The organism is uncultured Psychrobacter sp. (assembly GCF_947495825.1).
Classification (GTDB): domain Bacteria; phylum Pseudomonadota; class Gammaproteobacteria; order Pseudomonadales; family Moraxellaceae; genus Psychrobacter.
This window is the reverse complement of the sequence record NZ_CANMAH010000004.1, coordinates 227,558-239,999: the sequence shown is the minus strand read 5'-3', so window position 1 is coordinate 239,999 and position 12,442 is coordinate 227,558. Positions and strand designations below refer to the sequence as shown.

Here is a 12,442-nt window from a genome sequence, read left to right as displayed (position 1 = left end):
GACAATAAAAACAGGCTAAGGACGTATTTACATTGGTGAAATCTTTTTGCCTGCTAATTTTTAACCTATTATCCCATTCCTATAAGTAAAAAGAGTATGCCTTTATGATTACCATGGAAGAGTTGCAATCAGCGATAAAATTACGCATAGACAAGTACAACGATAACGACTTTACGCGGCAGCAAAGAGCCATTAAGGCTTGCAAACTGCTGGATAGTCAAAACCAAATACTGGCGCAAGATATCACCTCACCTTTTGATATACCCAGACAAAACCTATCGGCGATGGATGGCTATGCGATAGCGCAAGGCAGTGAGCTTGCCAAAGACAACACCATCGATATCATCGGTGAATCGCAAGCCGGCAGTGCTTACACGGGCCAGCTTGTAGCGGGACAAGGCGTACGTATCTTTACTGGGGCAGTCGTGCCTGATGATTGCGATACAGTCATCATGCAAGAAAACACCAATTTTGCGGAGTTAAAAGACACGGTTGATAAGTCGCAGCCTTATAAGGTAACACTGACCCAAGCGGCCAAAGTGAATAATAATATACGCTGGCAGGGTGAAGAGATCGAATCAGATGAAGCGGTACTAAAAATAGGTAAACGCATCAATCCTGCTGATATTAGCTTACTGGCAAACTTAGGGGTCAATGAAGTTAGCGTCTTTGAGCCGCTTATCGCCGGGCTACTGGCAACTGGTGATGAGCTGGTCGCTGTGGGTGATGAGCTGACAAGCCTTGCACAAATATATAACTCCAATACCCCAACTCTTAAAAGCTTGCTGGCAGATTTGCCTATTACCATTCGCGATTATGGCATTATCCCTGATGATTTAGACAAGACCACGGCTGCTGTCAATGAGGCTATGCAAGACTGTGATGTGCTGATCTCGACCGCTGGTGTATCGGTGGGCGATTATGATTTTTTGACTACCGTCATCGAGCAGCTAGGGCAGATTAATCATTATAAAGTGGCGATGAAACCTGGTAAGCCCTTTGTGTTTGGTGAATTAAATAAAGATCTTGATAAGCCTGTACTATACTTTGGCTTACCTGGCAACCCACTATCTACGGTAGTAGGCGCGCTGCAGTTTGTGTTACCAGCACTGTGGCAACTATCAGGGGCGGCCGTGTCAGAGCAGCCTATGCAGCTGAACCTCAAAGCGACACTGATGAATGACATTAAAAAATCAGTCGGTCGCAAAGATTTTCAGCGCGGTGTACTGTCGCAAAATGCAGCAGGTAGTTATCAAGTTGAGTGCTTTTTAAGTCAGCAATCACACAGAATCAAGCAGCTAAGCTATGCCAATTGTTTTATTGTGTTAGATAAGGACAGCGGCAATGTAGCAGCGGGCGATACCGTGACCGTACAGCCTTTTCCTTGGCTACATCGTTAAATAAGCACTTGCCAATTTACTATAAGATGACTACAAGAAAACCCAAAATAAACGTTACAATAGGTTGATAAATTCGAATAAAAAAGTAATGCTGATAACCAGTAATACTGATGGCAGTAAATTATGAATGATGATAATACTAAAATAGGCAATGCTCTGATAGACAGTGCTCAGATATATTCGCCTACCTCAGCACATACTATGTTTGATAGTTATAGAGCGTCATCTGTAACTGCACCTGCTGCTAGTACGATTGATACTCATCAGCCATTAACGGACGGTTTCTCTCGTCGTCTGACTTATCTGCGTTTGTCTATCACTGATTTTTGTAATTTTCGCTGTGAATACTGCCTACCAAACGGTTATCAAGGCAAGCGTCCTGATGATGAGTTGAGTGTGCCTGAGATTGCGACACTTATTCGCGGGTTTGCGCAAGTCGGCACCAAAAAGGTCAGAATCACAGGCGGTGAACCCTCCATTCGCCGTGACGTCGTTGATATTATTCAAACCATCAAACAAACCGAAGGCATAGAAACCGTCGCTATGACCAGTAACGGTTATAAGCTGGGTAAACATCTGGCTAATTGGCAAGCGGCTGGATTAAATCAGTTGAATATCAGCATGGACAGCTTTGATGCAGACACCTTTCATAAGATGACAGGCTTTAATACGTTACCGCAGTTGCTGTCAGATATGGATACGTTATTAAATACCACAGAGATTAAGCTGAAGATAAATAGTATTTTGATGGCAGAGACCGCGTTTGAAAACTTGATGGACGCCATCGACTATGTCAAAGACCGACCCGTTACTTATCGCTTTATTGAATTTATGCAAACCAGTGATAACAGCGATCTGTTTTTTGCTCAGCATGCGCAGTCCGATGTCATCATCGATTATCTGACTGAGCATGGTTGGCAGCCACACGTGCGCGGTAGTAGTGATGGTCCAGCGGTAGAGTATAGTCATCCAGACTATGTTGGGCGCATCGGTATGATTGCCCCTTATGCCGCGCATTTTTGTGATACGTGTAACCGTCTCAGAGTCAGCAGCCAAGGTAAGGTGCATCTGTGTCTGTTTGATCAAGGCAACTACGATATTCGTCAGCATCTGCAAACAGGGGATGTGCAAGGTTTGGTTGAAACTTTACACAGCTTTATGCCGATTAAACCTGAGCACCATCATTTGCATGAGTCCAATAGCGGCATTATGCATAATTTATCGATTATCGGTGGTTAGCATTATTGCACTCTAATCATCAAAGCTATATTTGAATCATAAAAACTGTACTTTTGAGGAATCCCTATGAGCAAACCTGCTGCCGAGTTTACCCCACTTAATATTGCCGTATTGACCGTTTCTGACAGTCGGACGCTGGCAGAAGATACGTCAGGTCAGTACCTAGCAGATAGCTTAACCGACGCAGGCCATCATCTAGCAGATCGCAAGCTGATTACCGACAACATTTATCAGATACGAGCCGTGATTAGTGGCTGGATTGCTGATCCAAATGTGCACGCGGTCATTACCACGGGCGGTACAGGGTTTTTTATTAGAGACAGTATGCCAGAGGCAGTAAATGTATTGTTTGATAAATCTATCGACGGCTTTGGCGAGATGTTTCGTCTGATCTCAAAAGATGAGATTGGCATGTCAACGGTACAGTCGCGCGCGGTTGCAGGCATGGCAAACGGCACGGGTATCTTTTGTTTGCCAGGCTCATCAGGCGCGTGCCGTACAGGTTGGGAGAACATCCTCAAAGAGCAGTTTGATAGCCGTACGCGGCCGTGCAACTTTGTACCACACTTTATGGCACAAAACCCAAGCCATGACTGAGGTGATGATAAGTAAAGTGCGTCTATGATAAATGGTTTGAAACCCTTAGACAGCTTAGCTGGTATTGTTATTTTAGCGGGCGGTGCTTCCAAACGAATGGGCACAGCCAAAGCGGCGCTTATGTTACCAACAGGGGAGTGCCTGCTGGATTATCATGTCCGGCATGCGCTGGATTTGGCTCAAGCTCATACTGGCAATAACAAAGACATACCTATTATGATTGCTGATAATGGGCGTGGCTTTCATGTTGGTTCAGAGCTGATGGATAGCGACTCACAAGCGCCTGTTATGCATATTGCTGATTATGGCGCTGATACGATTAATGACCAGAATGCTGATAGACAAAGTAGTGCTGGCCAAAATAGTAACGGTCAGATTAGCAACAGCCAAATTCACACGGGCGGTGCATTGGTCGCTATCGAGTCGGCTCTGCAAACTGTGATAAAGACTCAGCCATCAGATGCTTTAACGGAAAACCAGTCATCATGGCTGTTGGTGATTAGCTGTGATAGTCTGATACCTGCTACAGAGTTATGGCAAAAGTTGCAGTCTGTAGCGACTCAAATAAACAAAAATCAAGAAGCTGATAAAAAGGTGATTTGCTTAACCGATAATAGCCATTTGTATCCGTTGTTAGGGCTTTATCAGTTAGGTATTGAGCCTGATTTAAAGGCCTATATTGATAATGGCGGACGGCGCGTGATGGCCTTTCTTCAGCCGATGGCGCAAGCGGTGCCTTTAGCAAGCAACTGGCAGCACTTGACTAATTTTAATACGCCAGCAGAGTTTGCTCGCGCCTGCGGCTCGTTAAGCAATCTATAGATATTAGAGAAAATAACAATGAATAACAACGCCCAAGCAGACAATCAAACTACTGCGAGCCAGTCCACTTTATCGCATTTAGACAGTGACGGTGATATCACTATGGTTGATGTCAGTGGCAAAACTGCCACCACGCGAGAGGCTAACGCAGCAGGACAAGTACGTTTCCCAAGTGAGATTTATCAGCAGATTAAAGCCGCTGATGGCATGACCAAAAAAGGTAGCATCACCCAAACTGCTCATATCGCAGGCATTATGGCTGCCAAGCGCACCCACGATCTGATTCCGCTGTGTCATCCGCTGCCATTAGATAAGATTGGTTTAACCTTTAAATATGATGATACCTGCAACAGCATAACTGTCAGTGGTACTGTCAAAGTCACGCATAAAACGGGGGTTGAGATGGAAGCCTTGACTGCAGTAAGTATTGCTTGCTTGACCATTTATGATATGACCAAAGCACTATCGCACGATATCGTTATTGATAATGTACACTTGCTAAAAAAGACAGGCGGCAAATCAGACTATAGTCATGCTTAGAGTCATAAGACTTTTTTTAAGACAGTAAGACAGAAAGCTAAGTAGCTTGTAGAGAATGGAGAGTGTGATGAGCGCTATCAAAACAAAAACCGATGAATCAAAAACCGAGTCAGCAACCAGCGTCGATACCGCTATGGATATCAATGTTTTATATTTTGCTAGCCTCGCTGATGAAGCAGGCTGCCAGCAAGAAACCGTTAGCGTGGCGCAGTCGACCTCATTGAGCCAGCTATACGAGCAGCTTCGTCAAAAGCATGGCTTTAGTCGTCCGCAAGCTGAGCTGCGGGTCGCTGTCAATGATTACTTCGTTAAATGGACAGAACAAATCCACGACGGCGATAGCGTGGTATTTATCACCCCAGTCGCTGGTGGTTAGATAAGTGTTTATTAGCGGCTATATAGCTAAGAAAATAAGTAGAGATAACCCATGACAGACAACCTCCATAGCCAATCAATGACCATCAAACGCAGCGTTGACGAAGTATACGCAATCGCTGAACGCGATGGTTTTGCCTTATTAGATATTGCCATAGATGAAGAGCGACTTAAAAGCACGCTTGATGATGATAGCTGCGGTGCCTTTGTCTGTTTTGAAGGTCGCGTGCGCAATCATAACAATGCTACCAGCGTGGATCGCCTTACGTATTATGGTTATGAAGATTTGGCAATTAATCAGGGTCGCGCCATTATTGAGGAAGCCAAACAGCGTTTTGAGATTACCCATGCCATTGCTATTCACCGTATTGGTGCGCTGGAAATCGGTGACGTGGCTGTATGGGTAGGGGTCGTCTCTGCGCATCGTTATCCGGCTTTTGACGCTTGCCGCTGGATACTTGACACCATCAAGGCTGATATCCCTGTGTGGAAGCAAGAGTATTATGAAGATGACTCTTCTAAATGGTTAAGTAACAATGGTTAAAATAGCGGTTTTAGTTGGTGCGGTACTGTCTTTAAGTGCATGCACGCAAGAGAATACTACAAATACAGCTTCTGCTGCTGACATTACTGACCAAACACAAACGCTACGTATCGCTGCCGCTGCCAATTTGTCTGACGTACTGCCTGAGATTATAGCGGGCTATAAAAAAGACAATAATCTGCCTGCACAAACTATCCATGATATAGACGTCACTTATGCCTCTTCTGGCAAACTATACGCGCAGATTACAGCAGGCGCGCCTTACGATATATTCTTATCTGCCAATCAAGCATTCCCTGCTAAGCTTGCTGATACAAGCGAGCAAGGCGTAACGTTTCATAAGCCTTTTACTTATGCGCAAGGCCAACTGGCACTATATAGCATTATGAAACCTTTGAATGACCTGAATCCAAAAGCGCTGGCTGATATATTGATGGGCGATACCAATAGCAAAATCACTATCGCCAATCCCAAGCTTGCACCTTATGGCGCGTCGGCAAAATCTTATCTGCAATCGCAGAAGATATATGATGCTTTAGAGCAGCAAAAACGCTTAATACAGGCAGAAAATATTGGGCAAGCCTTTCAGTACGCACATACGGGAAATGTCGATTATGGCTTTGTGGCGCAATCACAGCTCGTCGCTATCAATGCCAAACCTGAGCAATTTATCACATTAGAGCCAGCGTCATATCCTGCTATTTTACAAGATGGTATCATCATTAGTGACTCTGCTATGGCGACAGACTTTCGCAACTATCTGCTATCGACAGCTGGGCAACAGCACTTTTTACAAGCAGGATATTTAACTGCTCAATAATGATTAGCGGGATAGAATAAATCCTTATTACAATAATGAGCCATGACATTATGATAGACCCCTCCCTGATGTCAGACATGCTCAGCCCATTCTTAGTCAGCCTTAAGCTCGCTTTCATCACTACCTTATGTTTACTACTTCTTGCCACCCCTGTGGCTTATTGGCTTGCCAAACCAAGCCGTGGCCACTTTGTGGCACGTGTTAAAGTGGTACTGATGGGCATTATTGCCATGCCGCTGGTACTGCCGCCGACCGTCATTGGTTTTTATTTATTATTACTGCTTAGTCCCAGCTCAGGCATCGGTCACTATCTTCATGAGCTTGGGGTTAGTCCCTTAATTTTTACCTTTGAAGGGCTGGTCGTCGGCTCCATCATTTATTCCCTGCCATTTTATATCCAGCCTGTCTATGCCCAGTTTTTACGTATTCCCAAAAGCGTGATGGACATGGCAAGCTTATTAGAGCCCAGCCGGCTCAAGCGCTTTATGAGAGTGGCACTACCACAAGCCAAGGTCGGTATCATTTTGGGTAGTCTTATCAGCTTTGCCCATACCATTGGCGAGTTTGGTGTGGTACTGATGATCGGTGGCAGTATTTCAGGTGAGACCAAAGTGGTGTCGATTGCGATATATGAACAAGTCGAAGCGCTCAACTATGACGCTGCGCACATGATGTCAGGCGTTCTTATTATTATAGGAATGATAATGGTGGCGCTTATTGCAAGCATAAATAAGCTGAACCAGCGTTAATCTGTACAAATCGTAAAAGTACATCTTGAAACGGTTATCTAATATTAGAGGTGATATGCTAAATATTATGATCATCGCCGAGGTTTTCAATTTTTAAGTTTTTAAGTTGCTGTATATCAACAATCAAAGGCGTAGATCGACAAGTCGAGCTGCACAAAAAGGGTTGCGGCCATCACTAAAATTTAAGGATGAATCATGAAAACAGAACAGCACGTTTTAGCCTGTATTGATGGCTCAGCGGTTACTGAGTCGGTTTGTGATTATGCGGCATGGTACGCCAGCAGATTGGGATTGCCTGTTGGGATACTCCATGTCAGTGATGTTCCAGCATCGACCAGACGCGATTTATCAGGGGCGATAGGAATGAATAGTCGCGAATTCTTATTGGAAGAATTAACTGAATTGGACGAAAAAAGAGCCAAAGTCGTCAATAGCTATAGTAATGCATTGACACAAGATGCAAAAAGCTATTTGCAAAGTAGCTTTAAGGAAGTAGACGTCCATATCTATCAACGCCGCGGTAAGCTGTTACCTGCGATTGAGCACTTTAAGGAAGAAAATCGTGCCATCGTTATGGGGCGTCGCGGTGAAGATCATAAAAATAGCCGCATCAATATCGGTAGCCAAATCGAAACCGTTGCACGAGCATCAAGCGTACCTGTCTTGATTTGCTCAGAAAAATTTGAAGCGCCAAAGTCTTATATGGTCGCATTTGATGGTAGTAAAACGGCTATCAAAGCCACACAGATGGTAGCAAAGAGCGATCTATTGCGAGGGCTAAAAGGTCACATCGTCATGGTAGGTAATGATAAAGACTCAGCCAAAAAAAGCCTTGCTGATGCTGTTGAGCATTTAGCGTCAGCGGGTTTTGCAGTAGAGGCTCATATTTTGCCCGAGCTTGATGCGGTTGATGGACTATTGACGTTCCAGATAGATAATGATGTCGATATCATCGTGGTTGGTGCTTATGGCCATTCTAAGTTGCAGCGTCTGTTTTTGGGTAGTACCACCACCGAGATCATTGCTAGTACAGTGTCGCCAGTAATTTTGGTGCGCTAAGAGCTATCAGACATTAGAAGCCAGCCAGATGTGGTCAAAGGGTTGTTACTATAACTCAGTCTATAACTGCTAAGGCAACTGCCTGTCAAATCAATACCTGATAAATTACTGCCTGATAAATTAATAAAAACTTAAAAGGAAAAACAAAATGAAATTAAAAGATAGAGTAGCCATCGTATTTGGCGGCACATCTGGACTTGGTGAAGCGACTGCTAAAGCTTATGCAGCCGAAGGCGCAAAAGTGGTTGTCACTGGCCGAGACGAAACAGATGGTAAGCGTATCGCTGATGAGATAAAAAACAACGACCAACAAGCCATTTTTGTGGAAGCGAACGTAACTGACGGTGCAGAGATACAAGCTGTTATAGATAAGGCTTTAGAAACGTTTGGCCAAATCGATATTTTATACAATGGTGCTGGTATTCATGATGCTTATAAGACAGCGGTAGAATTAGAAGCAGACGAGTACGATAAATTGATGGCTATCAATGTAAAAGCGCCATATCTAGCGGCAAAAGCGGTGATTCCACACTTCTTGGAAAGAGGGAAAGGCACTATCATTAATGTAGGCTCACAAGCGACACAGGTAGCAGGTCCTGGAGGCTCAGCCTATGTCACATCCAAGCATGCTATATTAGGTTTTACCAAGCAGCTGGCTTTTGATTTTGGTAGCAAAGGCATTAAGGTAAACCTTATTTCTCCTGGATTTATAGAAACACCAATGACTAAAGGTATAGAAGATGAGCGATTAGACGACATCCCAGCGGAGCGTACGGGCAAGCCGGAGGAGATTGCTGCACTTGCTGTATTCTTAGCTTCTGATGATTCTAACTACATGCATGGCTCTAACGTGTTTATGGATGGCGGCTGGGTTCTTGGAAGATAAAAAGCTTGTTAGATGTAGCCTCTCATTTTAGTAGTCAACAAGGTGAATATAATGGATATTAAAGCAGCAGTCACTCACAACCAAGGCGAAGCTTTTGAATTAGAGCCTGTACAGCTTGCAACGCCTAAGATTGATGAGATACGAGTAAAAGTCATTGCGACAGGTGTCTGTCATACCGATGTGGTCGCGCGCGATATGGGCATAGCGCCATTTCCTATCGTACTGGGTCATGAAGGGTCTGGAATAGTGGATGCTGTCGGCGCAGGGGTAACTGATTTGCAAGTCGGTGATCACGTGGTGTTATCATTTGCGCACTGCGGTAATTGCGGGCATTGCCTAACGGGTCATCCAACCGTTTGCGACACTTTTAATGAGTTGAACTTCGGTGGTGCGATGGACGATGGCACACGTAGACTTGCACAAGATGGTGAGACGCTGGCGACTTTTTTTGGACAGTCCTCATTTGCCACTTATGCGATTGCTAAGTCTAGAAATGCCGTAAAAGTCGATCCAGAGGTCGATTTAGCGCTACTTGGACCGTTAGGATGTGGTATTCAGACTGGCGCTGGAACGGTGTTAAATCGCTTGATGCCAGAGTTTGGCTCTAGTATCGTGATTTACGGCGCTGGCGCAGTTGGTCTCAGTGCAGTAATGGCAGCCAAGATTGTTGGCTGTCAGCATATCATCGCCGTTGATGTGCATGATAGTCGTCTTGAGCTGGCAAAAGAACTTGGCGCGACCCATACTTTGAATGGTAAAAACGTCGATGTCGTCACAGAAGTCAAAAAGATAACGGATGGTGGCAACCACTATGCGGTAGAGACCACAGGCGTCCCCGCGGTGGTCAAGCAGTCTTTGAATGCCTTACGCTCTTTAGGTACAGTGGCAATTGTCGGTATTACACCAGAGATGAATATTGATGTCCATAATGATTTGATGGCTGAAGGCAAGAGCATGATTGGTGTCATCGAAGGTGATTCTATTCCGCGCGTATTTATCCCGCAATTGATTGCTTACTTCAAGGCGGGTCAATTCCCATTTGATAAGCTGGTTAAATTTTACGATTTTGAGAACATTAACCAAGCGTTTGAAGATTCGGCAAATGGCATTACCATCAAGCCGATTTTGAGAGTAGGGTAATAAGCAAAACGCAAAGTTAAATTGGTGTTTCATTACTCTAAAAGCAGATTGTTTTTGAATTTTAAAGGTACATGTTAATGGCGGTATATGTGGATTTTATGCAGATAGAATTTAAAGGCTATAAATGGTGCCACATGCTGGCAGATACTTTGCAAGAGTTGCATGAATTTGCCGCATTGATTGAGGTGGATGCGCGCCTATTTCACCGTAATGCCAGCTATCCCCACTATGATGTGACAGTACAAATGCGAGAGACAGCGATTAAGTATGGCGCCATACCGGCTAATAGAAGAAAAATTATTGAGTGTGCGAAAAAGCTTAAAATAGAGCTGCATGAGCAAGTAGCGCGATCTGAGAATTGCTAATAAGTGAATCTGGTCCAGAGACAAAAAAGGTGGATCATGCTTTTGCACTCCACCTTTTTTATTACTATAAATATGACCGTTTTCAATGTTTATTATCAATGTTTATTAATAGCTACTTTGCAGTAGCAGCCTTACTAATACCATCAAGGGCTTTTGCGATATTAGCGAGCTGGGTATCACAGCCTTTTATATTATGACGCTCTTTTAGGTATTCAGGATGGTTATACGACAGCCAGACTTTTTTATCGGCATCTTCACTGATTAGGATTTTTTGCGGCAAATCAATAGCGACGCTTTGTTCGCAGTTCATCAATGGCGTACCCGCTTTTGGGTTACCAAACATAATTACTTGCGTCGGTCTTAAGGTTAAATCAGCTCCTTGCGCATTTTTTTGATGATCGACGCGCGCAAATACTTTCATGCCTTTACTTTCGATAATCGATGCCAACTTATCAGCAGTGGCTTGTACCGAATGCGAACTTTGCATCGTTACCAAACCCTTTTCAGCATTGATAGCAGCCATCGTTTCTGGCGTCGACTGTATGTTATCCGGCGTATTTAAGAGGTTGTCAACGCTGGCGCAAGAGGAGAGCGCTAACGCGACGGCAGCAACAGAGATAATTTTAAGCATAAAAAGTCCTTTTTTTATTGTGGCTGTTTATTCAGTGAGTGATGGTTGGTAATATCGAATATTCATTGTGAACCATAACATTGTGCGTAATAAACTGTGCATAGTAAAGCACCGTATTGCAACACCTCTTAACGAATGACTAAGTAAAAACAAATGCCTAGGCAAAAACAGAGGACTATGCCAAGCGCGTCGCGAGGTAATCTACCAGCAACCTAATCTTAGGTGATAAATGACGGTTGTGCGGATAGACGGCCCAAATGCTCTCTTCAGGCTCTCTATAATTATCTAGTAAGCTGACCAGCTCACCTGATGCTAGATGTTGCTGCACATAATAATCAGGTAGCTGCACGATACCTAAACCTTTTAGGGCGGCATCGACTAGGCTATGACCGCTGTTATATTGCACGCTGCCAGACACTCGCAGGTTTTTTTCTTTATCTGCTTGCTTATCCACTTCCTTATTAGCGTGTTTATCATTGTCGATAAAATGCCAATAATCACGAGTGCCAAGTAAGCAGTTATGTTTATGCAAATCAGACAGCGTACGCGGCGTGCCATATTTTTTAAGATAAGCGGGCGCAGCGCAGACGAAGTTGGTACGACGGCTGAGTTTTTTTGCCATCATGGTTGAATCGCTTAATTTGCCAATACGAATCGCCAAATCATAGCCGCCATCTACTAAGTCGATTTTTTGATTACTCAAAAATGCCGTGACTTCAATATCACGATATTGCACCATAAAGTCATTAACCAATGGCAATAGTTGCTGCTCACCATAAGTGACAGGAGCGGTCAGTTTAATTCTGCCTTGGGGCTTTGATTGCAGATTGCTCACCGCTTGTTCAGCGGCATCTAAGCCATCGAGCACACCGCGGCAATGCTGATAAAATATGCGGCCTTCTTCTGTTAATGACACTTTACGTGTCGTGCGATACAGCAGTTTGATATTTAAGCGCTTCTCTAACGCACTGATTTGCCGACTGACTTGCGCCGTTGACATGCCCAACTCTTTTGCGGCGCGAGTAAAGCTCTCGTACTCTGCTACATAGACAAACTCACTGATACCATCCCAACGCATGATTATTACCACTGTGTAAAAGATATTTGCAAATATAGCACATTGTTATCGTTTCAGAAAAGACTATAATAGTTAGCATAAATTAACGTTTTACAGACCAAGGCAATGTAACCATGTGGCAATAGTAGCTTGCCTCTATTTAGTCAGCGCTATAAGATAAATAGGTCTGCGTTCAATCAACGATAAAATCAACTAAA

General features: G+C 44.0%; 15 protein-coding genes. 13 read left to right on the top strand and 2 right to left on the bottom strand.

Annotated features, from left to right (window positions below):
* The first annotated feature begins 104 nt into the window (after nucleotides 1-104).
* From glp to Q0895_RS06515, 13 genes are all read left to right on the top strand, one after another.
* Complete coding sequence (gene glp / locus Q0895_RS06575; protein ID WP_299186737.1) at nucleotides 105-1,400, top strand: gephyrin-like molybdotransferase Glp; 1,296 nt, start codon at nucleotides 105-107, stop codon at nucleotides 1,398-1,400.
* 201 nt (nucleotides 1,401-1,601) lie between these two features.
* A complete protein-coding gene (gene moaA / locus Q0895_RS06570; protein ID WP_299186830.1) occupies nucleotides 1,602-2,639 on the top strand; it encodes a GTP 3',8-cyclase MoaA in 1,038 nt (345 codons plus the stop codon).
* A 66-nt stretch (nucleotides 2,640-2,705) separates the two neighbouring features.
* Nucleotides 2,706-3,236, top strand: a complete 531-nt coding sequence (moaB, locus tag Q0895_RS06565) for a molybdenum cofactor biosynthesis protein B (RefSeq protein WP_299186734.1) — start codon at nucleotides 2,706-2,708, stop codon at nucleotides 3,234-3,236.
* 24 nt (nucleotides 3,237-3,260) lie between these two features.
* Complete coding sequence (locus Q0895_RS06560) at nucleotides 3,261-4,058, top strand: NTP transferase domain-containing protein (protein ID WP_299186731.1); 798 nt, start codon at nucleotides 3,261-3,263, stop codon at nucleotides 4,056-4,058.
* An 18-nt stretch (nucleotides 4,059-4,076) separates the two neighbouring features.
* The gene (gene moaC / locus Q0895_RS06555; RefSeq protein WP_299186729.1) at nucleotides 4,077-4,598 is read left to right on the top strand and encodes a cyclic pyranopterin monophosphate synthase MoaC; all 522 of its coding nucleotides are present in this window, start codon (nucleotides 4,077-4,079) and stop codon (nucleotides 4,596-4,598) included.
* A 67-nt stretch (nucleotides 4,599-4,665) separates the two neighbouring features.
* Entirely contained in the window at nucleotides 4,666-4,974 is a 309-nt protein-coding gene (locus tag Q0895_RS06550; protein WP_366139917.1) for a MoaD/ThiS family protein, read from the top strand.
* Between the two features lie 51 nt (nucleotides 4,975-5,025).
* On the top strand, nucleotides 5,026-5,517 hold the full coding sequence (locus Q0895_RS06545) for a molybdenum cofactor biosynthesis protein MoaE (RefSeq protein ID WP_299186726.1): 492 nt from the start codon (nucleotides 5,026-5,028) through the stop codon (nucleotides 5,515-5,517).
* Nucleotides 5,510-6,337, top strand: a complete 828-nt coding sequence (gene modA / locus Q0895_RS06540; protein WP_299186723.1) for a molybdate ABC transporter substrate-binding protein — start codon at nucleotides 5,510-5,512, stop codon at nucleotides 6,335-6,337. The genes Q0895_RS06545 and modA overlap by 8 nt, the downstream gene beginning before the upstream one ends.
* Before the next feature lie 50 nt (nucleotides 6,338-6,387).
* Complete coding sequence (gene modB, locus Q0895_RS06535) at nucleotides 6,388-7,086, top strand: molybdate ABC transporter permease subunit (RefSeq protein WP_299186721.1); 699 nt, start codon at nucleotides 6,388-6,390, stop codon at nucleotides 7,084-7,086.
* A 195-nt stretch (nucleotides 7,087-7,281) separates the two neighbouring features.
* On the top strand, nucleotides 7,282-8,145 hold the full coding sequence (locus Q0895_RS06530) for a universal stress protein (RefSeq protein WP_299186719.1): 864 nt from the start codon (nucleotides 7,282-7,284) through the stop codon (nucleotides 8,143-8,145).
* Nucleotides 8,146-8,293: 148 nt separating this feature from the next.
* Nucleotides 8,294-9,031 carry an SDR family oxidoreductase gene (locus Q0895_RS06525; protein WP_299186716.1) on the top strand — a complete coding sequence of 246 codons (738 nt, stop codon included), beginning with the start codon at nucleotides 8,294-8,296 and terminating at the stop codon, nucleotides 9,029-9,031.
* 51 nt (nucleotides 9,032-9,082) lie between these two features.
* Nucleotides 9,083-10,171 (top strand): NAD(P)-dependent alcohol dehydrogenase, encoded by a 1,089-nt coding sequence (locus tag Q0895_RS06520; protein WP_299186713.1) that lies wholly within the window; start codon nucleotides 9,083-9,085, stop codon nucleotides 10,169-10,171.
* Between the two features lie 77 nt (nucleotides 10,172-10,248).
* Nucleotides 10,249-10,536: a DUF4031 domain-containing protein gene (locus tag Q0895_RS06515; RefSeq protein WP_299186710.1), complete on the top strand. Its 288-nt coding sequence runs from the start codon at nucleotides 10,249-10,251 to the stop codon at nucleotides 10,534-10,536.
* Between the two features lie 112 nt (nucleotides 10,537-10,648).
* Here the strand turns inward: Q0895_RS06515 and Q0895_RS06510 are convergent, their stop codons facing one another.
* Together Q0895_RS06510 and Q0895_RS06505 are read right to left on the bottom strand one after the other, a co-directional pair.
* A complete protein-coding gene (locus Q0895_RS06510) occupies nucleotides 10,649-11,167 on the bottom strand; it encodes a DUF302 domain-containing protein (RefSeq protein WP_299186708.1) in 519 nt (172 codons plus the stop codon).
* 175 nt (nucleotides 11,168-11,342) lie between these two features.
* A complete protein-coding gene (locus tag Q0895_RS06505; RefSeq protein ID WP_299186705.1) occupies nucleotides 11,343-12,245 on the bottom strand; it encodes a LysR family transcriptional regulator in 903 nt (300 codons plus the stop codon).
* Nucleotides 12,246-12,442 lie beyond the last annotated feature (197 nt).

Excerpts from the sequence above, each read along its gene's own strand:
- glp (WP_299186737.1), top strand. The coding sequence starts at position 105 with ATGATTACCATGGAAGAGTTGCAATCAGCGATAAAATTACGCATAGAC.
- moaA (WP_299186830.1), top strand. The coding sequence starts at position 1,602 with ATGTTTGATAGTTATAGAGCGTCATCTGTAACTGCACCTGCTGCTAGT.
- moaB (WP_299186734.1), top strand. The coding sequence starts at position 2,706 with ATGAGCAAACCTGCTGCCGAGTTTACCCCACTTAATATTGCCGTATTG.
- Q0895_RS06560 (WP_299186731.1), top strand. The coding sequence starts at position 3,261 with ATGATAAATGGTTTGAAACCCTTAGACAGCTTAGCTGGTATTGTTATT.
- moaC (WP_299186729.1), top strand. The coding sequence starts at position 4,077 with ATGAATAACAACGCCCAAGCAGACAATCAAACTACTGCGAGCCAGTCC.
- Q0895_RS06550 (WP_366139917.1), top strand. The coding sequence starts at position 4,666 with ATGAGCGCTATCAAAACAAAAACCGATGAATCAAAAACCGAGTCAGCA.
- Q0895_RS06545 (WP_299186726.1), top strand. The coding sequence starts at position 5,026 with ATGACAGACAACCTCCATAGCCAATCAATGACCATCAAACGCAGCGTT.
- modA (WP_299186723.1), top strand. The coding sequence starts at position 5,510 with ATGGTTAAAATAGCGGTTTTAGTTGGTGCGGTACTGTCTTTAAGTGCA.
- modB (WP_299186721.1), top strand. The coding sequence starts at position 6,388 with ATGATAGACCCCTCCCTGATGTCAGACATGCTCAGCCCATTCTTAGTC.
- Q0895_RS06530 (WP_299186719.1), top strand. The coding sequence starts at position 7,282 with ATGAAAACAGAACAGCACGTTTTAGCCTGTATTGATGGCTCAGCGGTT.
- Q0895_RS06525 (WP_299186716.1), top strand. The coding sequence starts at position 8,294 with ATGAAATTAAAAGATAGAGTAGCCATCGTATTTGGCGGCACATCTGGA.
- Q0895_RS06520 (WP_299186713.1), top strand. The coding sequence starts at position 9,083 with ATGGATATTAAAGCAGCAGTCACTCACAACCAAGGCGAAGCTTTTGAA.
- Q0895_RS06515 (WP_299186710.1), top strand. The coding sequence starts at position 10,249 with ATGGCGGTATATGTGGATTTTATGCAGATAGAATTTAAAGGCTATAAA.
- Q0895_RS06510 (WP_299186708.1), bottom strand. The coding sequence starts at position 11,167 with ATGCTTAAAATTATCTCTGTTGCTGCCGTCGCGTTAGCGCTCTCCTCT.
- Q0895_RS06505 (WP_299186705.1), bottom strand. The coding sequence starts at position 12,245 with ATGCGTTGGGATGGTATCAGTGAGTTTGTCTATGTAGCAGAGTACGAG.